The organism is Pseudomonas sp. PDM19 (assembly GCF_014852215.1).
Classification (GTDB): domain Bacteria; phylum Pseudomonadota; class Gammaproteobacteria; order Pseudomonadales; family Pseudomonadaceae; genus Pseudomonas.
This window is the reverse complement of the sequence record NZ_JACVBG010000001.1, coordinates 1,197,048-1,221,773: the sequence shown is the minus strand read 5'-3', so window position 1 is coordinate 1,221,773 and position 24,726 is coordinate 1,197,048. Positions and strand designations below refer to the sequence as shown.

Genomic DNA, 24,726 nt, shown 5'->3' with positions numbered 1-24,726 from the left:
CTGCCGCTACAGGTCGACGGCGTCGCCGTTGGGGCGCAGGATCAGGCAGCCCAGCGGCGGCAGGTCCAGCGCCAGGGACTGAGTCTGCCCGTGGGATTCATGGGGGTCGCTTTCCAGCGCCCCCCGGCTGCCCGCACCCGAGCCGCCAAATGCGTCGGCGTCGCTGTTGAGCAGTACCTGCCAATGGCCGGCCAGCGGCACGCCGATGCGGTAGTGCGGACGTGGTACCGGGGTGAAATTGTGCACCACCAGCAGCGGCGCGCCGTCGCCAGCCAGACGCAGCCAGGCGTAGACGCTGTTGCGCTGGTCGTCGCCGATCAGCCAGTGGAAACCCTCGGCGCGATCGTCGAAGGCGTGGAGCGCGGGCTCCTCACGCAACAGCTGGTTCAGCTCGCGAACCAGCGCCTGGGCGCCGAAGTGCTCGGCGTAGCGCAGCAGGTACCAGTCCAGCTGGCCGTCGTGGTCCCATTCACGCCACTGGCCGAACTCGCACCCCATGAACAGCAGCTTCTTGCCCGGATGGGTCCACATCATCGACAGGAACAGCCGCAGGTTGGCGAACTGTTGCCAGCGGTCGCCGGGCATCTTGCCCAGCAGCGAACCCTTGCCGTGCACCACCTCGTCGTGGGAGATGGGCAGGATGAAGTGCTCGGAGAAGGCGTAGAGCAACCCGAAAGTCAGCTTGTGGTGGTGATGGCCGCGGTTGATCGGGTCTTCGCGGATGTACGCGAGGCTGTCGTGCATCCAGCCCATGTTCCACTTGTAGGCGAAGCCCAGGCCGCCCTCTTCCGTCGGCCGGCTGACGCCCGGCCAGGCGGTGGACTCCTCGGCGATGACCAGCGCGCCCGGCGCTTCGGTGTGTACCACGCTGTTGAGGTGGCTGAGGAACTCGATGGCTTCGAGGTTCTCCCGGCCGCCGTGGCGGTTGGGAATCCACTCGCCGTCCTTGCGCGAATAATCGCGGTAGAGCATCGAGGCCACCGCATCCACCCGCAACCCGTCGATATGGTATTCACGCAGCCAGTGCAGCGCCGAGGCCAGCATGAAGCCATGCACCTCGTTGCGGCCGAGGTTGTAGATGAAGGTATCCCAGTCCTGATGGAAGCCCTCGAACGGGTGCGCGTACTCGTACAACGCGGTGCCGTCGAAGTGCGCCAGGCCATGGGCGTCGGTGGGGAAATGCGCCGGCACCCAGTCGAGGATCACGCCGATCCCGGCCTGGTGGCAGCGGTCGACGAAACGGGCGAATTCCGCCGGGCTGCCGTAGCGCGCGGTGGGCGCGAACAGCGACAGCGGCTGGTAGCCCCAGGAGCCACCAAAGGGATGCTCCATGATCGGCATCAGCTCGATATGGGTGAAACCCAGGTCGTCGATATAGGGGATCAGTCGATCCGCCAGCTCGTCCCAGGTCGGCGCGCGGTTCTCCACCCACTGCCAGGAGCCGGCGTGCAATTCGTAGATTGACAGTGGCCGGTCGAATCCCTGGCGCTCGCCACGTTGCAGCATCCATTCGTCATCCTGCCAGGCGAAGGGTGTCGGGTCCGCTACCCGCGAGCCGGTGGCCGGCGGCATCTCGGTGGCCAGCGCCATCGGGTCGGCCTTGAGCGGCAGCAGGCCGTCCTGGCCGAGCAATTCGTATTTGTAGACCTCGCCCGGCTGCAGGCGCGGGATGAACAGTTCCCAGACGCCAGCCGGGTAGCGCAGGCGCATCACATGCCGGCGACCGTCCCAGCCGTTGAAGTCGCCCACCACCGAGACCCGCCTGGCATTGGGTGCCCACACGGCGAAACGCACGCCGGGCACGCCTTCGTGCTCCATCGCCTGCGCGCCGAAGCATTTGCCGAGCTGGCGATGGTTGCCCTCGGCGAACAGGTAGAGGTCCAGTTCACTTACGGAAGGGCCGAAGGCATAGGGGTCCTCGGTGACCTGCTCATGCTCGGGCCAGTGGATGCGCAGCCGGTACGGTGTCTTCCGGGGCAGGCGCGCAACGAACAGCCCACCGGCATCCAGCGGCTCCATGGCGACGAGGAATTCGTCCTGCGGCGACAACAGTTCCACCGCCAGCGCACCGGGCAGCCATGCCCGCACCAGTTCGCCCTCTGCGTCACGGTGCGGACCGAGGAAGGAGAAGGGATCGGCGTGGTCGGCACGCTGCAGATGGTCCAGGTCGCGGGGCGGTGTCATGTACGTCCTCCAATCAGATGTCGCGCCAGTTCGAACAGCCCTTGCAGCGGAACGTCCAGCCAGTCAGGGCGATGTCCGGCTTCGTACAGCACTTCGTACGCGGCCTTCTCCAGGCTGAACAGGGCCAGCGCCGCGCCCTCGCCTTCGCGGCCATGCCATTCGTGCGGCAGGTCCACAGCGGCGGCTCGATAGGCTTCGAGGAAGGCGTCGCGGGCTTCGCGGCGATAGCGCAGCGCCAGCTCCGCGCGCGCTGCCTGGAGTTCTGCGGGCGCCTCGGTGCCCTGGGCGCTGCGCAGGGCCATGGCGGCGGCATAGTCGAAGGAACGCAGTACGCCGGTCACATCTTTCAGCGGGCTATGGCGACGACGGCGCTCGGCCAACGGGCGGTTCGGCTCGCCTTCGAAGTCGATGAGGAACGCATCGCCCTGCACCACCAGGACCTGGCCCAGGTGCAAGTCGCCGTGGACGCGGATCATCACCCCGCCCTCGGCCAACCGCGCCAGGTTGGCCACGGCCTGCAGCAGTTCGCCGCGTTTCTCCAGCAACCAGTCGACCATCACGCCGCCACGCTCCTCCAGGTGGCCACGAGAGCGTTGCAGAGCCTCCAGCGCCTGTTCGATCTGCGTGCCGATGCTGCTGTTCCAGGCGGCGCTGTCAGCGGCGCCACTGCGGTGCAGGCCGAAATCCGGCACGTCGGTGGCTTCTGCCAGCAACTGGTGCATCTCGCCCAGTCGCTGGCCAAGCTTGCCGGCGAACAGGCGCAACTCTTCCATCACGTCGAACCCAGGCTCGGCAGCTTCCACGCCCGGCAGCACGCCGTCGCGCATGGCGCGTTCCAGCTGGTTCAGTGTCCAGCTCCAGGCATCGCCCTGGTTGCTCAGGTAGCCCTGCAGCAACATCAGGGTATGCGGCTCGCCCCTGGCGTCGATACGCCGTACCTCGCCCAGCAGCGGAGCGATGTTGGCGTAGCCGCGCCGGCTCAGGTAGCCACCCATCTCCGCCTCCGGATGTACACCGGGGAATACGCGGCGCAGCAGTTTGAGCAGCAGCTTGTCGCCGATCAGCGCGGAGCTGTTGGATTGATCGACGCTGAGTACGCGGACTTCCGCCTCCTCGCCAATCTCGCCGTACTGCGGCAAGCCGGGTTGCGGCAGGAACTGCAGCTCGCCGGCAGGGCCTTGCATCGTCGCTGTCTCGCGCAGCATGCGCAGGACCAGGCGGCTGAATGCGGGCAAGGCAAAGGCGTCGGTCAGCAGCCCGACCTTGCGCCCGCGGCGTAGCCGGGCCATGGCCAGTTGCTGAGGCAGATCGTTGCCGGCGCTGCCTTTCTCCGGCACGGCAGCCAGTGGCAATTGATAGTGCTCCGCGCCCTCGGCACCGGCGACTTCCACCTCCGCCAGCATCGGCGCCGCATCGTCCTCGGTCAGTGGCATCGCATACAGCAGGTGGGCGCTGCCGGCTTCCAGGCGGCCGCCGGCGAACCAGCGGCGCTTGGGCAGGTAGCGCGGCAGCGAGTCGTTCTCCAGCAGCTCGCGTGCTGCACCGTTCATGATCTCGCCCAGGCGCTGGGCCAGCACCAGGGTTGGCAGCTCGGGCATGCGCTCCACGGGCTGCACGTGCCAGGCCGGCATCTGCTGGCTGTCGGCGAGGTAGAACCAGTAGAAACCGTAGGGCGCCAGCGTGAGCAGGTAGGTCAGCCGACCGATGGGCGGGAAGGAAGCGCCACCGAGCATCTCGACGGGCACCCGGCCGTCGAAGGCTGCCAGGTCCAGCTCCACCGCCTGGGCGGCATTGGACAGGTTGGCGACGCACAGGATGGTCTCTTCGCTTGCGCCCTCGCCCTCCGGCCGGTACTGGCGCAGGTAAGCCAGGATGCGCCGGTTCGGCGGCGAGAGCATGCTGATGCTGCCGCGGCCGAAGGCCTTCTGCTGCTTGCGCACGCCGAGCATGCGACGGGTCCAGTTGAGCAGTGAGTGCGGGTCGCGCGCCTGCGCCTCGACGTTGACACCCTGGTAGCCGTAGAGCGAATCGAGAATCGGCGGCAGCACCAGGCTGGCCGGGTCCGCACGGGAGAATCCGCCGTTGCGATCCATCGACCATTGCATCGGCGTACGCACGCCATCGCGGTCGCCCAGGTAGATGTTGTCGCCCATGCCGATCTCGTCGCCGTAGTAGAGGGTCGGGGTGCCCGGCATGGACAGCAGCAGGCTGTTGAGCAGTTCGATGCGCCGGCGGTCGCGCTCCACCAGCGGCGCCAGGCGGCGGCGAATTCCCAGGTTGATGCGCGCGCGGCGGTCGGCGGCGTAGTAGTTCCACAGGTAGTCACGCTCGTCGTCGGTGACCATCTCCAGGGTGAGCTCATCGTGGTTGCGCAGGAAAATCGCCCACTGGCAGTTGTCCGGGATCGCCGGGGTCTGGCGCAGGATGTCGCTGATCGGGAAGCGGTCTTCCTGGGCGATGGCCATGTACATGCGCGGCATCAGCGGGAAGTGGAAGGCCATGTGGCACTCGTCGCCGGGGCCACCGTCCGTCCCGCCAAAATAAGGCCGCGTGTCCTCCGGCCACTGGTTGGCCTCGGCCAGCAGCATGCGGTCCGGGTAGTGGGCGTCCAGCTCGGAGCGGATGCGCTTGAGCACCACGTGGGTCTCGGGGAGGTTCTCGTTGTTGGTGCCTTCACGCTCGATCAGGTAGGGAATCGCATCCAGGCGCAGGCCGTCCACGCCCATGTCCAGCCAGTAGCGCATCACCCCGAGCACTGCGCGCAGCACCTGCGGGTTGTCGAAGTTGAGGTCCGGCTGGTGCGAGTAGAAGCGGTGCCAGAAGTACTGCCCGGCCACCGGGTCCCAGGTCCAGTTGGACTGCTCGGAATCGATGAAGATGATCCGCGTCTGGTCGTACTTGCCGTCATCGTCGGACCACACGTACCAGTTGCGCGCCTGGGAGCCCTTCTTCGCCCGACGTGCGCGCTGGAACCAGGGGTGCTGGTCGGAGGTGTGGTTGATGACCAGCTCGGTGATCACCCGCAGCCCGCGTTCGTGGGCCGCATCGATGAAGCGGCGGGCATCGGCCAGGGTGCCGTAGTCGGGGTGCACGCCCTTGTACATGGCGATGTCGTACCCGTCGTCGCGGCGTGGCGAGGGGTAGAACGGCAGCAGCCAGAGGGTGTTCACACCCAGGTCGGCGATGTAGTCGAGTTTCTCGATCAGCCCGCGGAAGTCGCCGATGCCGTCGTTGTTGGCGTCGAAGAAGGACTTCACGTGCAACTGATAGATAACCGCGTCCTTGTACCAGAGCGGATCATCGAGAAAGGGGCGGGTCTTGCGCTTGGCCATGGGTCGCGCTCCTTTACGGGTCAGGTCTCGGGATGCAGGCGCCAGATGCCGAACGGCAGGTGCCAGGGCTCGATGCGCATCCACTGGCGCTTGCCGTGCCAGGTCCAGCGGTGGCCGTTCATCAGGTCCTCACCGCCCATGGACGCGTCATCGGGCAAGCCGAACTCCCAGAGCGGCAGCTCGAAGTCGGCTTCCTGGGCGTTGTCCGGGTCGAGGCTGACCGCGACCATGATGAAGTTGGACAGGTCCGCGGTGCGCTTGCCGAACAGCAGGATGTTGTCGTTGAACGCGCGATAGGCCTGGAAGCCGAGGTGGCTGTGCAGCGCCGGGTTCTCGCGGCGGATGCGGTTGAGCCGGGTGATCTCGCCGACGATGTTGCCGTGGGCGTGGTAGTCGCGCTGGCGCAGCTGGTACTTCTCGGAGTCGAAGTATTCCTCCTTGCCCGGCACCGGGTCCGCCTCGCACAGCTCGAAGCCCGAGTACATGCCCCACAGGCCCGACCCCATGGTCGCCAGCGCCGCCCGGATGAGAAAGCCGGAGCGCCCGGAGCGCTGCAGGAAATAGGGGTTGATGTCCGGTGTGTTGACGAAAAAGTTCGGCCGGTAGCAATCGCGCAGCGGCGATTGGTTGAGCTCGCTGAAGTATTCCTCCAGCTCCTGTTTGGTGTTGCGCCAGGTGAAGTAGGTGTAGCTCTGGCTGAAGCCCACCTTGCCCAGTCGCGCCATCATCGCCGGCCGAGTGAAGGCCTCGGCGAGGAAGATCACCTGCGGATGCTCGCGGCGCACTTCGGCGATCAGCCACTCCCAGAAGGGCAGCGGCTTGGTATGCGGGTTGTCGACGCGAAACAGGTTGACGCCCTGCTCCACCCAGCCCAGCACCACCTGCAGCAACCCCATCCACAGATCGGGTACGGCGTCCGGCGCATAGAAGTCGACGTTGACGATGTCCTCGTATTTCTTTGGCGGGTTCTCCGCGTGGCGGATGGTCCCGTCGGCGCGCCAGCTGAACCAGCCGGGATGTTCGCGCAGCCAGGGGTGGTCCGGCGAGCACTGGATGGCGAAGTCCAGGGCGACTTCCAGGCCGTGTTCGCGGGCGGCTCCCACCAGGTCGCGGAAGTCTTCCAACGTGCCGAGCTGCGGATGCACGGCGTCATGGCCGCCCTCTTCGCTGCCGATGGCGTAGGGGCTGCCGGGGTCGTCCGGACCGGCCTGCAGGCTGTTGTTACGGCCCTTGCGGTGTTGGCGGCCGATGGGATGGATCGGCGGGAAATACAGGACGTCGAAGCCCATGGCGGCGATGTCCGGCAGGCGCCGGTGAACGTCGGCGAAGCTGCCGTGCTGGCCGGGCACGCTGCTTTCCGAGCGCGGGAACAGCTCGTACCAGCTGGCGAATTCAGCCAGTGGTCGCTCCACATCCAGTTCGAAAGTCAGGCTGCGGGTCAGGTACGGCCGGTGTTCTGCGCGCTGCATCACTTCCAGGGTGCGCGGCGCCATGAGCAGGCCGAAGCGCGCCTCGCGCTCTTCGCTGCCCTGCAGTTCGCGCACGATCTGCGCCAGCTCCGCTTCACAGTCCTCCGGCGCCGTCTGCAGCACGTGCTGCAGCAGTTCGATGCCCTCGCGGAACTCCAGGTCCACCACCTGTCCAGCGGCGTACTTCTTCTCCAGCTCGTAGCGAAAACTCGCATAGCTGTCGATCCAGGCCAGCACGATGAATTCGGTGCGGCCGACCTGGGTCGGGGTGATATGCGCTTCCCAGTGGTCGTTGCCCAGCGCTTGCAGGGGCGTTTTCTGCCACGGCTGACCCTTGCTCTCGCGCCAGGCGACCTCGGCAGCCAGCTTGTCGTGGCCATCACTGAAGATGCGCGCGTGGATGCGCGATGCGCGGTGGCTGATGGCCTTGGCAGCAAAACGTCCGCTTTCCAGGCGTGGCTGCACGTCCTCGATGACGATGCGCGGCTCATTGGCGGCGGCCTCGGCCCGGCTGGCCGGATTTTCCCGTTCCATTGCGGCGCCCTCCTCGCGGCGGTGCGCGCTCCGTGGCGCGCTCGTGGTGGATTGGCGAGCTACAGGGGTTGGGAACGACGCTGCGGCGGCAAGTTCAGGCTAATTGCGCCAGTGGTTGGCTCAGGAGGTCTTGCGCTTGGGCGTGGGCTTGCGGGTTGCGCTCTTCTTCGCCGGCGCACTGGCCGTCGAGCGCCGCTTCCCGTCGCCCTTGAGGCTGCGTTTGAGCAGCTCGGTGAGGTCGATGATGTCCGCACCTTCGCCACTTTTCGCTTCCGCTTGCGGGACGCTCTCCAGTTGTCCCTTGGCGGCCTTCTGCTCCACCAGGCGGTGGATTTCCTCACTGAAGCGGTCTTCGTAGTCCGCCGGTGTCCAGTGGCCGGACATGTCCTTGACCAGCCGCTCGGCCATTTCCGTTTCGCGCTTGTCCAGCTTCACCTTGTCCAGCGCCAGGCCCAGCTCGTCCACCTCGCGCACGTCCGCCGGCCAGCGCAGGGTCATCAGCAGGATGGCTTCGCCTTCCTCGCGCAACATCGCCAGGTGTTGGCGGCTGTGCATCACCAACTGGCAGACGGCGGCCTTGCCGGTCTTCTTCAGGGTATCGCGCAGCAGCACGTAGACCTTTTCGCCGCGCTTTTCGGGCGTGAGGTAGTACGGCGAGTCGTAGAACGGCACCGGGATTTCCTCGATGTCGATGAAGCTGAGGATGTCGATGCTCTGGGTCGCCTCCGGGCGTGCGGCGCGGATTTCCTCCTCGCTGATGACCACATAGCGGCCTTTCTCCAGTTCCACACCCTTGACGATGTGTTCCCTGGGTACCTCCTTGCCGGTGATCTTGTTCACCCGCTTGTAGCCAACCGGCTCCAGGCTGCGCTCGTCGAGCCAGTCGAAATCGGTGCCGCTGGAGCGCGAGGCGCTGTTGAGCGCTACCGGGATGTGCACCAGGCCGAAGCTGATGGCGCCTTTCCAGATCACACGGGCCATGGGCAGTCCTCCTGCAGGGGCACGCCGTCGTCGAAGTGCACGCGGCCCTCGCCGTCGATGTCGCGTACCCGTGCGAGCATCCGGCGCGCCGCTGCTTCGGCTTCCGACGTGTTTCGGCTGCCGGGGGCATAGACCCACAGCACCTCCACCGCGGCGCCCTCGCGGATGACCTGGTATTCGATCAGCCCGCTATAGCGGCCGTTTTCGAACATGGCGTCGGTCCAGGCGCAGGCCTGGGCGAATTCACGGAACATCGCGGTCCTCTCTCGACTCGTGAGGGGCATGTTTATGGTTGCGCTCCAGCCAGCGCGGCAGGCAGTGCAGCACCAGCAGCGCCAGCAGCGTGCCGAGCACCGCCGTGGCCGAATGCCCGAGCCCGACGCTGATACCGATGGCCGTACTCAGCCAGAGCCCGGCGGCGGTGGTCAGGCCCTTCACTTCGGAGACCTGGCTGCCCTTGAGAATGGTGCCGGCGCAGAGGAAGCCGATCCCCGCGGCGATGCCCTGGATGACCCGGCTGACGGCATCGGCCTGCGCGCCGCCTTCCCGGATCGCCATCACGAACAGTGCCGCGCCCAGGGTCACCAGCATGTGCGTGCGCAGGCCGGCGGCCTTGCCCTGGCTCTCGCGCTCATAGCCCACCACACCACCCAGCACCACGGCGAGGCTCAGGCGCAGCGAGGCGCGGGTGATCTGCTCGACTTCGCTGAGGTCGGAGAACTCGGCCACCAGCGTCAGCCAGATTCGCTCCAGTGTGTCCATGTCCGGCTCTTGTTGAAGCCCCGATAAGAGTCCAGACCCGGACGAACGCCATTTGGTTTGCTTGATTTCGCCTACAACCGCTGACCGCCCGGCAGAAAGTCAGCAGTTCCTCCGCGGCAAGCCCCGCGTCTTCGTAGCCAGGGCTTGCCGGCTGTCGCTGTGTCGCGAGCGGTTCACTCCCCGCCGACGGGCACCTGCCAGATGTCCTGGGCGTACTCGCGAATGGTCCTGTCCGAGGAAAACCAGCCGACTCGTGCGGTATTGAGCATCGAGGCTTTCCACCAGCGCGACGGCTTTCGCCAAAGCTGCTCCACGCGCTCCTGCGCGTCCCAGTAGGCGTCGAAGTCCGGGCAGACCATGAAGCGGTCGTCATGGCGCAGGCTGTCGATCAACGCGGTATAGCGCTGTGGGTCGTCCGGCGAGAACACGCCGCTGCTGACCGCCATAAGCGCCTCCTGGAGACGCGGCGAATCGGCTATTTCGTTGTGCATGGCCAGCTCCCCCGCCCGTTTGCGAGCCTCCACCTGCTGCGCCTTGAGGCCGAAGATGAACATGTTCTCCGGGCCGATACGCTCGCACATCTCGACGTTGGCGCCATCCAGGGTGCCGATGGTCAGCGCGCCGTTGAGGGCGAACTTCATGTTGCTGGTGCCTGACGCCTCCAGGCCCGCCGTGGATATCTGCTCGGACAGGTCCGCCGCCGGAATGATGGATTCGGCCAGGCTGACGTTGTAGTTGGGGATGAACACCACCTTGAGCAGCCCGCGCACGGTGGGATCGGCATTGACCGTGCGGCTGATGTCGTTGGCCAGCTTGATGATCAGTTTGGCCAGCACATAACTGGGGGCGGCCTTGCCGGCGAATATCTTCACCCTGGGCACGCGTTCGGTGGTCGGGTCGTTGCGGATGTCCTGGTACAGCGCCACGGTGTGCAACAGGTTGAGCAATTGACGCTTGTACTCGTGGATGCGCTTGACGTGCACGTCGAACAGCGCGTCCGGGTCGACACGCAGGCCCAGGCGCTCCTCGATAAGCACGGCCAGGCGCTGTTTGGCGTTGCGCCGCTGCTGGGCGAAGCGCTGGCGCACGGCGGACTTCTCGGCGTGGGCCGCCAGGTCGCGCAAGCGGCTCTCGGGGTTGTCCAGGACGTCGTCACCGAGGGTGTCGACCAGCAGTTCGGTCAGTTCGGGGTTGGTCTGGAACAGCCAGCGGCGGAAGGTCACGCCGTTGGTCTTGTTGCTGATGCGATTCGGGTACAACCGGTGCAGGTCACGGAACACCGTCTCGCGCATCAGTTCGGTGTGCAGTGCAGAGACACCATTGACGCTGTGCGATCCAAGAAATGCCAGGTTGCCCATGCGCACGCGGCGGCCGTGGTCCTCCTCGATCAGCGAGACCGACCGCAGCAGGGCGAAGTCGTGGATGTCCTTGGCGCGCAGGGCGTCGATATGGAAGGCATTGATCAGGTAGATGATCTGCATGTGCCGGGGCAACAGGCGCTCCATCAGCCCCACCGGCCAGGATTCCAGCGCCTCGGGCAGCAGCGTGTGATTGGTGTAGGACAGGGTCGCCACGGTCAGCTCCCAGGCGTCGCTCCAGTCCAGCCCGCGCTCGTCCAGCAGCAGGCGCATCAGCTCGGCCACGGCGATGGCCGGGTGGGTGTCGTTGAGCTGGATGGCGACCCGCTCGGGCAGGCCGTACACGTCCTCGCCCTTGCCCAGGTGGCGCTGCATCAGGTCCTGCAGGGAGGCAGCGACGAAGAAGTACTCCTGGCGCAGGCGCAGCTCCTGTCCGGCCTCGGTGCTGTCCGCCGGGTAGAGCACGCGGGAGATGCTTTCCGCGCGCACGGTGTCGGCCACTGCCCCCAGGTGATCACCGGCGTTGAAGCGGTCGAGCTTAAGGGTTTCCTCGGCGCGGGCACGCCACAGGCGCAAGGTGTTCACGCTGGCAGTGCGCCAGCCCACCACCGGCATGTCATAGGCGACCGCGCGAACGCGCTCTACCGGCTCCCAACGCTGGCGCTCGACACCATTGGCGTCCGGCTCGCTGTAGACGCTGCCGCCAAAGCCGACGCTGTAGGCGGATTCGGGACGCTCGAATTCCCAGGGGTTGCCGAAGTCCAGCCAGGTTTCGGTGTGCTCCTGCTGCCAGCCATCGCCGATCACCTGCTTGAACAGCCCGTGCTCGTAGCGGATGCCGTAGCCGTGGGCGGGGATGTCCAGCGTCGCCATGCTTTCCATGAAGCACGCTGCCAGTCTGCCGAGGCCTCCATTGCCCAGTGCCGCGTCTGGCTCCAGCAGGCGGATGCGTTCCAGGTCCACGCCCAGTTCCGACAGTGCCTGGCGTGCCACCTCGAGCAGCCCGAGGTTGCTCAGGTTGTCGATCAGCAGACGGCCGATGAGGAACTCCAGGGAGAGGTAGTACACGTGCTTGCGCGCGCTGCGATCGATGGCGCGGGTGGTTTCTTCCCAGTTATCCACCTGGTACTTGCTCGTGGCCAGGGCCACCGCTTCGAACCAGTCATGGTCAAAGGCGTCGGCCGGGTCCTTGCCGACCGCATAGCGCAAGCGGGTGAGCACGGCGTGCTTGAAGATCTCGACTGCCGACTGATCGGGAATGCTGTCCAGGGCCATTGCCGTCTCCTGCTTCTGTCGGTGACTGATTGCCGATGGCGCACGAGGCGCCCCAGTGCATCTGTCCGCGAGGAAAACGCTGAGTTCAGACCTTTTCCTCCACTGGCATGGCCCGTTCATCAGAAACGCCGAACGATCGGCGACGAGCGGTTTCTCCCCACTGTGGCCCGCGCTGGCGGGCCGGGCGCTCGAAGAGCGTGCACTGACGCATCAGCCAAGGGAGAACAGCCATGCCACGGGGCGATAAAGACAAGTACACCGACAAGCAGAAGCGCAAGGCCGAACACATCGAGGAAAGCTATGAGAGCCGTGGCGTCCCCAAGGACGAGGCAGAAGCCCGAGCCTGGGCAACCGTGAACAAGCAGTCCGGCGGCGGCGAGCGCAGCGGCGGCTCGGGCCAGAACAAGAGCGCACCGGCCAAGGCCGCCGCGCGGCGCAGCTCGGCCAAGCGCGCGGTAGCCACCAAGCAAGGCGTGCCGCGGCCTGACCAACCGCTGGAATCCATGACCAAGGCCGAATTGCTCAACCGCGCCCGGACCCGGCACATCGCCGGTCGTTCGAGCATGCGCAAGCAGCAGCTGATCGAGGCCTTGCGAAGCGCGGCCTGATCTCCTGCGGCTCAGCCGTTGACCACCGTCCCGCCGTTGACGTGCAGCACCTGCCCGCTGACATAGGAGGAATCGCTGCTGGCGAGGTAGACATAGGCCGGGGCCAGTTCTTCGGGCTGTCCTGGTCTCCCCATCGGCGTGTTGGTGCCGAAGGTCGCGACTTCCTCGGCATCGAAGGTCGAAGGAATCAGCGGTGTCCAGATCGGCCCCGGCGCCACCGCGTTGACGCGGATGCCGCGCCTGACCAGGTTCATGGCCAGCGAGCGGGTGAACGAGGTGATCGCGCCCTTGGTGGATGAGTAGTCGATCAGTTTCGGGTTGCCCTTGTAGGCGGTAATCGAGGTGGTGTTGACGATGGTACCGCCCTCGCCCATCAGCGGCAGCACCGCCTTGGTCAGCTGGAACATGCCGAAGATGTTGGTGCGGAACGTCCGCTCCCACTGCTGCTGCGTAATGTCTTCCAGGCACTCCTGGGGATGCTGTTCCCCCGCATTGTTCACCAGTATGTCCAGACGTCCCCAGCGCTCCTCGACGCGGCGCGCCACTTCCGCGCAGAAGCCCGCATCGGCGACATCACCGGACATCTCCAGGCATTGCTGGCCGAGGGATTCGATGATCTGGCAGGTCTTGAGCGCGTCCTCGGATTCGTCGAGGTACAGCAACACCACATCGGCGCGCTCGCGGGCGAATGTCACCGCGACGGCACGGCCGATGCCGCTGTCGCCACCGGTCACGATGGCGACCTTGCCGGCCAGCTTGGCAGCAGCACGGTACTCGCCGGAGACGAACTCCGGCTGCGGGCGCATCTGTTCCTCCAGGCCCGGCTGCTGGTCCTGGTGTTGTGGTGGCAGGGTTTCGGTCTCGCTCATGGGGTTCTCCTTCGATGCACCAGGGCATCTCGGATGGGTTCAACCACGCGGCGGCTTTTGCTGTCCGCAATGGCAGTGCGTGTCCTGACAGTGTTTTTCGCCATCCGGATGGCCGTCGGCGCAGGCCTGGCAACAGTAGGCACGGCCTTCGCGGTACACGGTCGTGGCTCCCAGGCTGCAGGAACAGCCGGGGCAGGAGCAGCGTTGTTCATTCATGGCTTGGTTACTCCAGCAGTGATCGACTCACTGGGTAGGCCGATGCCGGGGAGCTTGGTTCAGGCTTTTTCACCAATGGTTCAGGCCGCCGACCGGCTTTTCTGAACCGTGCGCCCAGGGCTGCGTCCACTGCGGTAGTCGCAAAGCCAGAAGAAGGAGAAATTCCCATGACGACTCCCCTCGCCTCCTCTTTCCTGCGCTGGTTGTTGCTGAGCTTCGCAGTGCTCGCCGGCAGCAGCTTCGCAGAGGGCAAGGCCGATGAATCAGCTTTCATCTCCGCCGCCCTGACCAACAGCCAGCAGCAGCTCGCTCGCGCCCAGCAGGCCATCCGCTACGGTAAGACCCTGGCGGTGCGCGACCAGGCCCAGGGCGTGCTGGACGAACATTCGGCGATGCTCCGCGACCTGCAGACCCTGGCGCAGAAAAAAGGCGTGCCGGCGCAGAGCGACGCCCCGCTGAAGCCGGAAAACAGTCAGGCGCCGCTCACCGCCAGTGACCGCTTCGATCATGACTATGCGGTGGCGCAGCTGCGATCGAGCAAGGAAGCGGTGACCTCCTTCGATCGCATGAGCAAGGAAGCCGTCGACTCGGATCTGCAAGGCTTCGCCCGTCTCTGGCTGCCGATGCTTTATCACCAACGCGAGCTGGCGGACCAGCTGGTGGCGTCGCAGGCTCCCTGAGCCGCAGTCTTCAGCCTTCCAGTTGTTCGATCATCCGGCGAGTCAGGCGCTGCCTGGTGTTGGCCCAGCCTGCCCACGGATCGGCTGCCGCCAGCCGCTCGTCGATGTTGGCAACCGTCCACTGATTCGCCGCCTTGAGCGTGGCAAGCTCATCGCGACGAACCGGTACGGACACCGGCAAGCCCTCCCGCGCCCGCACCGACCAGACGCAGACCGTGCTGGCGCCCCGAGTGTTGCGCAGATAGTCGATGAAGATTTTCCCGACGCGGTTCTTCGGCCCGGAAACGGCACTGAAACGATCGGGCATCAGCTTGGCCATATGCCGGCTGATGGCATGGGCGAAGTCCTTCACCTCGTCCCAGCTGTGACGCCGCTGCAGGGGGACGAGGATGTGCATGCCCTTGCCGCCGCTGGTCTTCAGGTACGCCGAGAGTCCGAGCTCATCCAGCAGCGTCAGGGTCAGCTGCGTCGCCTCGATCATCCGCTGCCAGGGCAGTGACGGGTCCGGGTCGAGATCCAGGACGAAGCGGTCAGGCTTCTCCAGATCATCCAGGGTGGCGTTCCAGGTATGCAGTTCCAGAGCGCTCATCTGCGCAGCGCCCACCAGCCCCCTGGCCGTGGCGATCCGCAGCAGCGGCGCATGGCCCGGATCGAGTTTCGGATCGAGCGGCTGCGCGCCTGGGATTTCCGTGCGCGAGGCATGGCGCTGGAAGAACTGCTCGCCACCGACACCATCCGGTACGCGCACCAGCGACACCGGGCGGTCAGCCAGCCAGGGCAGCAGGCGCTCGGCGGCCTCTTCGTAGTAATGCGCCACGTCGATCTTGCGCAGTTGGCTGGCAGGGTCGATCACCCGGTCGGGATGGGTGATGGTCACGCCCTGCAGGGTGTTGCCCGGTGTTCCCTTCGCAGTCTTTGTGTCAGCGCCCTGTGCAGCCTGTCTAGGTTTCTCCTCGACGATGGCCTGCACCGGCTTGTCACTGCGCAGGCCCTGGAATACCGCCTGGCGCACCAACCCCTCGCGGGTCATTTCGGCAAAGGCGACTTCGCACAGCAGCGCCGGGCGTAGCCAGGTCACGCCCCTGGCGTCCGCGCCCTTGGGCGCGTCCTTCAGCGGAGAGGTCTTGCGCTGAAGAGGTTTGAGCTGTTGATGAAGGGTTGCGAGACTCGCTGCGCTGAAACCGGTTCCGACCTTGCCGGCGTAGCGCAGCGCGCCATCCTCGTCATGCAGGCCGAGCAGCAAGGCACCGAAGTGCGAGCGCGATCCTTTGGGCTCGCTGAAACCGACAATGACGAATTCCTGCCGGCGCTTGCACTTGAGCTTGATCCAGTCGTGCGAGCGCTTCTCGGAATAAGGGCTGCCGGCACGCTTGCCGATCAGGCCTTCCAGGCCGAGACGACAGGCGCTGTCGAGGATGCTGCGCGGGTCGTCGGTGAAGTCTTCCGAGTAGCGCAACGCTTCATTGTCATTGCCGCGCAGGACCTGCTGTAGCGCCTGGCGGCGGTCCTCCAGCGGCTTGCTGCGATAATCCGCGCCGTCCAGCCAGAGCAGGTCGAACAGGGTGTAGTGGATCGGCGCGGAGACATTGGCATCGAAGGCGTTCTGCAAGCGCTGGAAGTCCGGGCGCCCCTCCTCGTCCATCACCAGTATCTCGCCGTCCAGCCAGGCGGACTGTACCTCGAGCGCTGCCAGAGCCTTGCTCAGCTCCGGTAGTTTCTTCGACCAGTCGTGGCCGTTTCGCGTCATCAGGCGCACCTTGCCTCCATCGAGGCGAGCGAGGATGCGGTAGCCGTCGATCTTGATCTCGTAGCGCCAATCGCCGGGAGGCGGTGCGTCCACCAGCGTGGCGAGTTGCGGGGAAATGGCATCGGGGAGCGTGGTTTTGCGGGTTGTCGTGGTCTGCTTGGCCGACCTGGCCCGTTTGGGAGGCGTCCTCTTCGCCCCGGAAGACTCGCTGGGCAGCGATTGCCCGGTCACGACGCTCAGCGGCTCCTCGGCCAGGATGTCGAAGCGCGGATAATCCCGCGCCTGGTCGTCGCGTCCCTTGATCAGGAACCATTGCGGCTGGCGACCCGCCATACGGGTTCGCACCAGGTTCCAGCTGCCGGCGAGCTTGCTGCCTTCCAGGCGAAACTTCAGGTGGCCGCTCTGCATGCCCTCGTGGGGGTCGCCGATGGGCGTCCAGCGGCCTTCGTCCCAGACGATCACGTCGCCTGCGCCGTAGTGTCCTTCGGGGATGTGCCCTTCGAAGCGCGCGTAATCCAGCGGATGGTCTTCGACCTCGATGGCCAGGCGCTTCACGCTGGGGTCCAGGCACGGGCCCTTGGGCACCGCCCAGCTTTTCAGCACCCCATCCAGTTCCAGGCGAAAGTCATAGTGCAAGTGGCTGGCGTCGTGCTTCTGCACCACGAAGGCGTATTCCCCGGCATGGCTGCCCGGCGCTTCACCGCTGGGTTCCGGGGTGCCGCTGAAATCGCGCTTGCGGGCGTACTCCTTCAGGGTCTGATTCGGAACGGCGGCGCGGGCCATGGGTCATTGCTCCTCATCGGGGTCGGAGTCATCCCAGGGTTTGCCGTCCAAAGGGCGCACGTGGCCTTCCTCCGCCTCATCCAGGCCGATGCCTCCGCCAATCTCGCTTTCGCGGCGAATATGCAGCTGCTTGTCCACCGGTGCGCTGTCGCCCGGCTCCAGCGGCGATTCGGTACCGTCCTCGTCGATCAGGGTTTCCGGGGCCAGATCGTCCATGCTCACGCCATCTTCCACGGCGCTGTCGCCCAGGGTCTCGCCACCGGTCTGGCCCATCTCGCGGCGGCGCTGCGCAGGAAACTCGCGCTCCACCTCTTCGGGCGAACGCTCGTCGCCGATGCGTCCTTCGGGAGCCTTCTCGAAATCCAGCTCGCGCACGCTGCCCATGCGGTCTTGGGTGTCGTCGATCTCGATGTGCTGCGGGTTGGGTTCTTTCTTCGCGGAGCTCTTGGCGGAACTGGTCATGGCGCTGCCTCCAGGGCTGAATGGTCCTTTGTGCGTTCAGGCCGGTTGAGCCGGCGCATAGCGCTGGAGTTCAGGTTTTCTGCCGGGAGGATCGGCAAGGACGGCAAGCCATCCGCCCGTCAGCCACGCGCTACTGCATCGGCCGCCAACCGGTTTTCCACCAGCAGATGGTGCACCACCGCAACCAGCGCAGCCGCATCGGTTTGCCCCTTGCCACGCGCCGACTGGTAGGCCATGCGCTGCCGATCCGCGCTGTTGCCTCCCTCGATGATCCTGGCGGCATGGGTGAACAGCCGCTGGCTTTCGTCGTCCCGCCAGTCTTCCACGGCTGCCTCCGCTCGCTGGAGCCAATCCCGCGCACTGACCACCTGATCGCCTTCCACCAGAAAGTGCCCCGCGCAGCCATGCCGCCGAGCCTGCCAGAAGTTCTCCGCCAGCAAGGCTCGCTGCCAGTTCGGCTCTTCAGGTTCGTGTGCCTCCCGCGCCTGGCTGACCAGCAGACGGAACAGGCCGGCGATGCACAGCGCATCGTCGATCCGCGGACAGGCGTCGGGGATGCGCAGCTCCAGGGTCGGGTAATGCGCCGAGGGCCGCAGGAACCACCAGGCGTGACCGGGCTCGTGCATCAGGCCGTACTGCAGGAACAACGCGATGTAGCGTCGCCACTGCGACTCATCGGTGAATTGCGCGGGTGGCCCCATGCGCGGCCACTCCCCGCAGAGCGACTGGCGATAGCTGACCAGCCCTGTGTCACGCCCGCCCCAGAACGGCGATGACGCACTCAGGGCGAGCAGCAGCGGCATCCAGGGCAGTACACGGTTCATCACGCGTACACGGTCGATGCCGCGCACCTCCACATGCACATGCAGACCGCAGAGCAGGCTTTGCCGCGCCACCACGCCTGCCTCGTCGAACAAGCGCTGGTAGCGCGCGCGGAATGCAGGGGGCTGAGAGTGCGGATGGGTGAAGGGATGGGCAGCGACGCAGAGGGTTTCCAGCCCGTGGGAACGGGATATCGCGCGCAATCGGCGGCGGCGGTCGCTCAGAAACGCGGCTGCCTCGTCGAGCTGGCGCAGGACCGGGCTGACCAGTTCGTACTGGCACTGGAAGATTTCCTCCGCGACCTCCTCGCCCAGTACGCCACGGCAGGCATGAGAAAAGCCCAGTGGCACGTCGCGAGCGAGGTCCAGGCTGGCGGGATCGAGCAGGAAGAACTCCTCCTCGATGCCGAAACGGGGCAACGCGGGGCGTGCTGGCATGGCGGACCTCGCGGTATGGCAGTCATGGCTGGGACGCGCCGTCGCCAGTGGCGTTCAGTCTTTCGGCCCTTCGCCCCCTGCGCTTGGGCGTTTACTTGAAACCTTTGTTCGCCCGCTCACTCGCAAGAGAAAGCGTCCCGATTTTTCCAACGAGGAGCCCCGCATGACGCCACCCGCCTCCCGGAATGCTGTCGCCTCGTACCGCGAGCACTGCTCCATCCGCGATCTCTATCAGTCCCTGCTGCGCACCCCGCAGGACTGCCTGGAGCGTGCAGCCACGCTTCTTGATACGCAGCTGGACCTGCAGGCTGCCCACGACGACGAGCTGCCCGCCGACCCGCAACGCTGGGACAGTTGGCTGTCCAACCGCGCCGAACGCAGCGCACAGGGCTATGCCACCTACCTGAGCGAGCGCCGGGAAGGCGCACCGCGTCGGCACTTCGCCAACCGTGCCCATGCCCTGCACTTCCTCCAGGCCATCGCTCCCACCAAGCGGGTAGACGGCGCCTGGCTCTACGGTGTGCTCGACCACTGGAGCGACACGCGCCTGCTGCCGCTGGTACATACCTGCCTGGAAGAGCTGGGCCACGGTATCCCCGCGCGCAACCACGTGCTGGTGTACCAGCGCCTGCTGGACAGCCTGGGTTGCGATGCCCCGCCCGACCTGAGCGATGCGCATTACCTGCAAGGCACCCTGCAGCTGGCGCTGGGCTATCTGTCCGACGACTACCTGCCCGAAGTGCTGGGCTACAACCTGGGATACGAGCTGCCGCCGCTGCACCTGATGATCACCAGTTGCGAACTGCGCGAGTTGGGTATCGACCCGGAGTACTTCCGCCTGCACGTGACCATCGACAACGCTGCCACCGGTCACGGTCGCAAGGCATTGCAGGCGCTGGAAGCCAACCTGCCGCAGCTGGCCGATCGCGACGCTTTCCTGCGCCGCGTGCACGCCGGATACCGACTCAACGACGCGGGGCTATCCAACCAACAGCTGCTCGATGGTTTCGACCTGGGAACCGAAGTGGTCGCCATGCTTGAGCGCAAGCGGCCCTTCGCCAGGCAGATGCACGATGACCGTGCACGCATTGGCGGGCGCACGGTGAACCAGTGGATGGCCGGCCCCGGGCGCATGGGCGAATTTCTTGCTGCGTTGCAGCAACTCGGCTGGATCAGGCGCCACCAGGACCCCGCCAACAGTCGTCTCTGGGGCCTGATCTCCGGAGACAGCGCGGCCATGTTCGGTGTGTTCAATCCCTACGAGCGGCAGCTGCTGCACGACTGGATCGCCGGCGACTGGAGCGAGCCTGCGCAACGCAATCCCTGGGGCGGTAGCGAGAAAGCCAGCGCCGCCCCACCGTCGGCACGCTCGGAGTTCGCCACCGAGGAGCGCGCCCTGCTCAACGAGCTGTCCACGCTTTCGCCGCGCAGCCGCATGCATCGCCTGGTCGCGCTCATGGCCCCACACCGCCACTGGACACCAGCCGGGCTGCTGGCCACGCGCATCTACACCGACAAACTGGGGATCGAACCATGACTACATTCTTCGACTCGCGCCTGGAGACTTTGATCACCCTGGGGCAGGAGTTGCAGGCGCAAGACTACCGTTTCACCACGGTCACCCCCGCGACCCACGCGCGCGTCAACGCCCGGCCGGAAAACCAGCTGGCCGGCGATCTGCAGGGCGTGTTCGGCTGGAGCCGGCTGTTCCCCGACGCGCTAGTCAGCGAGCGCATGCTCGCCCTGCTGGAAACCGGCGGACTGCTGCAGCGCCAGGACAGTCAATGGCGCAGCGCGGTGCGCTGGTCGAGCCTGGACGACCAGCTGTTCGCCCACTCCGCCTACCCGACGCTGGAGACTGACGCGGTGTTCTTCGGCCCGGACACCTACCGTTTCGCCCACGCGCTGCACCAGTATTTCCAGAGTGATGAGGCCGGCAACGTGCGCCGCGCCGTGGATATCGGCTGCGGTGCCGGCCCCGGCGCCATCCTCATCGCCCAGGCCTTCCCGGAGGCAGAAGTCACCGCCGTGGACATCAATCCGCGCGCCCTGGACTTCACCCGTGCCAACGCCTATCTCGCCGGCATCGATGACCTGCAGATTCGCCAGAGCAACCTGCTGGAGCGCATCGAGGGGCAGTTCGACCTGATAGTCGCCAACCCGCCGTACCTGCTCGATCCGGACGAGCGCACCTACCGCCATGGTGGCGGAGCGTTTGGCGCAGGCCTGTCATTGCGCATCGTCGAAACCGCGCTGCAACGCCTGAACATCGGCGGCTCCCTGCTGCTCTATACCGGCGCCGCGGTGGTCAACGGCGAGGCGCCCCTGCGCCGACAGCTGGACGCATTACTGATCGATCGTCCGGTGAGCTGGCACTACGAGGAGATGGACCCGGATGTGTTCGGCGAGGAGCTGGACAGCTCGGCCTACCAGCAGGCCGAGCGGATTGCGGCAGTGACGCTGACGGTAAAACGGCTGGGCTGATCTTTTAGCAGGGCGGATAACGCTGCCGGCGTTATTCACCCTGCATTCTGACCTGCAGGAGCGGGACACGACCGCTCCTGCAGGGCCAACTCAAGCCGGAATCTTCGCCACCTGCGCCTCCCTCGCCCAGATGCGGTGCAGCTTCAGCGCCTTCTCGAAAGCCGCGAACACATCCGCTGCCGTGCGCCCCTGGACGATGCCCTCGTCAGGCGACAGACCGAGTTGCCCCGGTAATGCCTGCGCATCGCCGCAGAAGGCCAGCGGCTTGAGGTGCTTGTAGGCTTCCAGCAGGTAATGCAACGCACGCCCGTCACCGCCGATCTGCTGGGTCGCCTTGGCGCCGCCGGGGACGTACACCGCATCGAAGGCCACTGACGGCAAGCCATCCCAACTGGCGTCTGGAGTCAGCCATGCACCACCTTCCGCCTTCACCGGCGAAGTGCTCGGACCGATCAGCTTGCCGGCAGCTCCTGCCTTCTCGAGCGCATCTTTCAGGTCGCGCACATCACTCTCGCTGACGCCATCGGCGATCAGGATCGCCACCTTGCGCGAGCGGATATCCCCGGCCAGCAGGTTGGCCTGGCTCAGCGCCGGTGACGGCTTGGGCTGGGGCACCCTGGCTGCCTTGTGGGTGACTTTCACGCCGATCTGGCTGGCGACTATCTCCGCGAGTTCCGGGCAGATATTGGCGAGGATTTCGTTTACCTCGCGCTCACGGATCGGCATCCGTTCCACCTTGGACAGCTCGAACACATAGGCCGAAGCGACATGCCCCTGCTCCGCCTCGCTGAGGCTGTGATAGAACAGCGCCGCCTGGGTGAAGTGGTCGGCGAAGGAATCGGCACGCACCCGCACCTTGGCGCCTGTCATAGGCTCGTGGTAGCTGGTGAAACCACCCTGGCGCGCGGCTGGCGGCGTCTCCTTCGGCCAGCCGTCATCGATGGAGTTCGGCTCATAGGCAGCGCGGCCCTTGTGCAGCATGTGCTGGTGCAGGCCATCGCGCTGGTTGTTGTGAAACGGGCATAGCGGCTGGTTGATCGGGATCTGGTTGAAGTTCGGGCCGCCCAGGCGCAGCAGTTGGGTATCGGTGTAGGAAAACAGTCGGCCCTGCAGCAGCGGGTCGTTACTGAAGTCGATACCGGGCACGATATGGCCGGGGTGGAACGCGGCCTGCTCGGTCTCGGCGAAGAAGTTGTCCGGGTTGCGGTTGAGCACCATGCGCCCGAGCAGCTTCACCGGCACCCGTTCCTCGGGCACCAGCTTGGTTGGGTCGAGCAGGTCGAAGTCAAACTGGTCAGCATCGGCCTCGGGGATGACCTGCACGCCCAGTTCCCATTCGGGGTAATCGCCCCTCTCGATGTCGTCCCACAGTGTGCGGCGGTGGAAGTCCGGGTCCTTGCCGGCAAGCTTCTGCGCCTCGTCCCAGAGCAGCGAACAGACGCCGGATTTCGGCCGCCAGTGGAATTTCACCAGCGAACTGTCGCCTGCCGCATTGATCAGGCGGAAGGTGTGCACGCCAAAGCCCTGGATGTGCCGCAGCGAGATGGGAATCGCCCGGTCCGACATGGCCCACATCACCATGTGCGCCGACTCCGGAGTCAGCGAGACGAAGTCCCAGAAGGTGTCGTGGGCCGAGCCGCCGGTGGGCATCTCGTTGTGCGGTTCGGGCTTCACCGCGTGGACGAAGTCGGGGAACTTGATGGCGTCCTGGATGAAGAACACCGGCATGTTGTTGCCCACCAGATCGTAGTTTCCCTCGTCGGTGTAGAACTTCACGGCAAAGCCGCGCACGTCGCGCACGGTGTCCGCGGAGCCACGCGGGCCCTGCACGGTGGAGAAGCGCACGAATACCGGCGTCTGCTTGCCGGCCTTGCCCAGGAACGACGCCTTGGTGAGCGAACTCCAGTCCTCGTACGACTCGAAGAAACCATGAGCCGCCGCACCGCGGGCGTGGACGATGCGCTCGGGAATCCGCTCGTGGTCGAAGTGGGTGATCTTCTCCCGCAGGATGAAGTCTTCCAGCAGCGAAGGGCCGCGTTCGCCGGCGCGCAGGCTGTTCTGGTTGTCGGCGATGCGCACATCGGTGTTGGTGGTCAGCGCCTCGCCAGTCGCGTCTTCACGGTAGCGCTCCAGGGCTTCCAGTTTTTCATTGGTGTTGCCCCGATCGATAGTCTCGGTGCCCGCCAAGCGGCTCTTCTTTGCAGTGGGTTTGGCCACGGTAGAGTCCTCCTCATCAGGATTCGAATCAGCGCGCGGCATGAAAGGACAGCCGCGTCGGGATCTACCTGATGGGACAGACCTGCCTCCGAGAGTTCATATATTCGCTCGACCTGCACCGAGAGCGACCGCCTTCGTCCTCGCCTGCGGCCCCTGCAACCGCTGACCGCCCGTTCCACGCGACAAACTGCTCTTCGAGCGGCCAATCCTTCCGCTCGCGACCGTTCATCCCCAGCACTGAACGCTCCCCGGCCAGGCTCGTCATCCGGACATGCCCCTGCTCGCGGGGCCTCATCCGACCAGAGGAATCACCATGAACATGACAGGCCATCTGCGAAACGGACTACTGTGCGCCCTCTTCCTAGTCGCCGCCCCGGTGATGGCGGAACAGAAGTCCGCACAGGACCAGCATTTCGTCAGCGAAGCGTCAGCCGCCGGCATGGCGGAGATCGACGCAGCAAAACTGGCGCTGAAGAAGAGCCAGTCTGCCGATGTGAAAACCTTCGCACAGCACATCATCGACGATCACGAAAAGGCCAATGCCACGCTGAAGTCGCTCGCCGCAAAGCACCAGCTGCAACTTGCCGACAGCGCCAGCCTGACCAGCCAGGCAAAGGCCAAGGTGCTCGACGTGCGCGAGGAGTCGTTCGACGCAGCCTATGCCAACAACCAGGTCAGCGCTCACGAGGAAGCGGTGAAGGTCTTCACCGACGCAGCCAACCATGCCGCCGACGCGGACATCAAGAACTTCGCCCAGCAGACCCTGCCCGTGCTCCAGCAGCACCTGGAGATGGCCCGGGATCTGGTCAAGGCGCACCCCTCCAGTTAAGCCAGGGAGCGAATCTTCCCCCTCGCTTATCGTTCAGCGTGCAGCTGACCCCGAGGGTTCAGCTGCACCGCAGAACTGCCACCGCTTCTCGCCACGGCCCACCAAATGAGAACGACCATTTCTTAACAGCCGACAGGCGAATATCGCCGCCACTCTCGGATTGATAGATAAGAGCGGCGTTTGATGAAATTGTGCGGAGCCTCGCTGACCATCCTGCTGGCGATCGGAGCGCGGCGTTGCTGGGCGCGGAATCGACACGGGCGGCTTCGGATGACGACGGCATCGTGGTCTACGATGCCCAGCACGAGTCGCTGACCAAAGCCTGGAGCGAAGGCTTTACCCAGGACACAGGGATCAAGGTGACCTTGCGCAAAGGCGACGATATCGAGCTGGGCAACCAGACACGACCTCAGTCCCAGCCAGGTTTCGCCCCGTAGGCTCTCCTCCACGCCACCCAGTTGCCGCGAAGGAGACGCCTCGCCATGAATCCCGGTATGAGCTGAACAAGGTCCCGGAGGCCACGCTGGCCTTCCGGGTCAACAAGATCATGTCCACCACCGTGGGCGTGATGCTATGCGGCGCCCTCCTCGCCGCCATTTTCGCAGCGTGGAAGCTCGGCGTGGATGCCGTGCCGAGCTTCTGGGTCACCTACACCCTCACCCGCCTCTTCGGCGCCT

General features: G+C 65.6%; 18 protein-coding genes and 1 pseudogene. 6 read left to right on the top strand and 13 right to left on the bottom strand.

Annotated features, from left to right (window positions below):
- Positions 1 to 6: 6 nt before the first annotated feature.
- The 7 genes from glgB to IB273_RS05245 all read right to left on the bottom strand — a co-directional run bounded on the left by glgB (position 7) and on the right by IB273_RS05245 (position 11,895).
- Positions 7 to 2,184, bottom strand: a complete 2,178-nt coding sequence (glgB, locus tag IB273_RS05275) for a 1,4-alpha-glucan branching protein GlgB (RefSeq protein WP_192223437.1) — start codon at positions 2,182 to 2,184, stop codon at positions 7 to 9.
- Positions 2,181 to 5,516 carry a maltose alpha-D-glucosyltransferase gene (treS, locus tag IB273_RS05270; RefSeq protein WP_192223436.1) on the bottom strand — a complete coding sequence of 1,112 codons (3,336 nt, stop codon included), beginning with the start codon at positions 5,514 to 5,516 and terminating at the stop codon, positions 2,181 to 2,183. Before treS ends, glgB begins: the two co-directional genes overlap by 4 nt.
- Before the next feature lie 20 nt (positions 5,517 to 5,536).
- Positions 5,537 to 7,519: an alpha-1,4-glucan--maltose-1-phosphate maltosyltransferase gene (locus tag IB273_RS05265; RefSeq protein WP_192223435.1), complete on the bottom strand. Its 1,983-nt coding sequence runs from the start codon at positions 7,517 to 7,519 to the stop codon at positions 5,537 to 5,539.
- A 120-nt stretch (positions 7,520 to 7,639) separates the two neighbouring features.
- Positions 7,640 to 8,500: a Ku protein gene (locus IB273_RS05260; protein ID WP_192223434.1), complete on the bottom strand. Its 861-nt coding sequence runs from the start codon at positions 8,498 to 8,500 to the stop codon at positions 7,640 to 7,642.
- Positions 8,488 to 8,754, bottom strand: a complete 267-nt coding sequence (locus IB273_RS05255) for a hypothetical protein (protein ID WP_081519910.1) — start codon at positions 8,752 to 8,754, stop codon at positions 8,488 to 8,490. Before IB273_RS05255 ends, IB273_RS05260 begins: the two co-directional genes overlap by 13 nt.
- On the bottom strand, positions 8,744 to 9,262 hold the full coding sequence (locus tag IB273_RS05250; RefSeq protein WP_081519909.1) for an MgtC/SapB family protein: 519 nt from the start codon (positions 9,260 to 9,262) through the stop codon (positions 8,744 to 8,746). The genes IB273_RS05255 and IB273_RS05250 overlap by 11 nt, the downstream gene beginning before the upstream one ends.
- Before the next feature lie 173 nt (positions 9,263 to 9,435).
- Positions 9,436 to 11,895 carry a glycogen/starch/alpha-glucan phosphorylase gene (locus tag IB273_RS05245; RefSeq protein ID WP_081519908.1) on the bottom strand — a complete coding sequence of 820 codons (2,460 nt, stop codon included), beginning with the start codon at positions 11,893 to 11,895 and terminating at the stop codon, positions 9,436 to 9,438.
- Positions 11,896 to 12,125: 230 nt separating this feature from the next.
- On the opposite strand from IB273_RS05245, the gene IB273_RS05240 reads away from it, so the two are divergent.
- On the top strand, positions 12,126 to 12,503 hold the full coding sequence (locus tag IB273_RS05240) for a Rho termination factor N-terminal domain-containing protein (RefSeq protein WP_081519907.1): 378 nt from the start codon (positions 12,126 to 12,128) through the stop codon (positions 12,501 to 12,503).
- A gap of 11 nt (positions 12,504 to 12,514) precedes the next feature.
- Here the strand turns inward: IB273_RS05240 and IB273_RS05235 are convergent, their stop codons facing one another.
- Positions 12,515 to 13,372, bottom strand: coding sequence for an SDR family oxidoreductase (locus IB273_RS05235; RefSeq protein WP_151187084.1), 858 nt, complete (start codon positions 13,370 to 13,372; stop codon positions 12,515 to 12,517).
- A 39-nt stretch (positions 13,373 to 13,411) separates the two neighbouring features.
- Positions 13,412 to 13,588 carry a metallothionein gene (locus IB273_RS05230; protein WP_192223433.1) on the bottom strand — a complete coding sequence of 59 codons (177 nt, stop codon included), beginning with the start codon at positions 13,586 to 13,588 and terminating at the stop codon, positions 13,412 to 13,414.
- A gap of 167 nt (positions 13,589 to 13,755) precedes the next feature.
- Here IB273_RS05230 and IB273_RS05225 point away from each other — a divergent pair, with 167 nt between their 5' ends.
- The gene (locus IB273_RS05225; protein ID WP_192223432.1) at positions 13,756 to 14,268 is read left to right on the top strand and encodes a DUF4142 domain-containing protein; all 513 of its coding nucleotides are present in this window, start codon (positions 13,756 to 13,758) and stop codon (positions 14,266 to 14,268) included.
- A 10-nt stretch (positions 14,269 to 14,278) separates the two neighbouring features.
- Here the strand turns inward: IB273_RS05225 and ligD are convergent, their stop codons facing one another.
- From ligD to IB273_RS05210, 3 genes are all read right to left on the bottom strand, one after another.
- On the bottom strand, positions 14,279 to 16,798 hold the full coding sequence (gene ligD / locus IB273_RS05220; protein WP_192223431.1) for a DNA ligase D: 2,520 nt from the start codon (positions 16,796 to 16,798) through the stop codon (positions 14,279 to 14,281).
- Between the two features lie 3 nt (positions 16,799 to 16,801).
- Positions 16,802 to 17,260, bottom strand: a complete 459-nt coding sequence (locus IB273_RS05215) for a phosphotransferase system, HPr-related protein (RefSeq protein WP_192223430.1) — start codon at positions 17,258 to 17,260, stop codon at positions 16,802 to 16,804.
- A gap of 119 nt (positions 17,261 to 17,379) precedes the next feature.
- Entirely contained in the window at positions 17,380 to 18,519 is a 1,140-nt protein-coding gene (locus IB273_RS05210) for a carboxylate-amine ligase (protein ID WP_192223429.1), read from the bottom strand.
- 163 nt (positions 18,520 to 18,682) lie between these two features.
- Between IB273_RS05210 and IB273_RS05205 the strand changes: the two genes are divergently transcribed.
- Together IB273_RS05205 and IB273_RS05200 are read left to right on the top strand one after the other, a co-directional pair.
- Positions 18,683 to 20,056 (top strand): iron-containing redox enzyme family protein, encoded by a 1,374-nt coding sequence (locus IB273_RS05205; RefSeq protein ID WP_151187080.1) that lies wholly within the window; start codon positions 18,683 to 18,685, stop codon positions 20,054 to 20,056.
- Positions 20,053 to 21,003: a class I SAM-dependent methyltransferase gene (locus IB273_RS05200; protein ID WP_192223428.1), complete on the top strand. Its 951-nt coding sequence runs from the start codon at positions 20,053 to 20,055 to the stop codon at positions 21,001 to 21,003. Before IB273_RS05205 ends, IB273_RS05200 begins: the two co-directional genes overlap by 4 nt.
- 90 nt (positions 21,004 to 21,093) lie before the next feature.
- On the opposite strand, the gene katE is transcribed toward IB273_RS05200, so the two are convergent.
- Entirely contained in the window at positions 21,094 to 23,262 is a 2,169-nt protein-coding gene (katE, locus tag IB273_RS05195) for a catalase HPII (protein WP_192223427.1), read from the bottom strand.
- A 277-nt stretch (positions 23,263 to 23,539) separates the two neighbouring features.
- Here katE and IB273_RS05190 point away from each other — a divergent pair, with 277 nt between their 5' ends.
- Together IB273_RS05190 and IB273_RS05185 are read left to right on the top strand one after the other, a co-directional pair.
- Entirely contained in the window at positions 23,540 to 24,049 is a 510-nt protein-coding gene (locus tag IB273_RS05190; RefSeq protein ID WP_225610077.1) for a DUF4142 domain-containing protein, read from the top strand.
- A gap of 236 nt (positions 24,050 to 24,285) precedes the next feature.
- Positions 24,286 to 24,450: pseudogene (locus IB273_RS05185) on the top strand (iron ABC transporter substrate-binding protein); the annotation flags it as partial.
- Positions 24,451 to 24,726 lie beyond the last annotated feature (276 nt).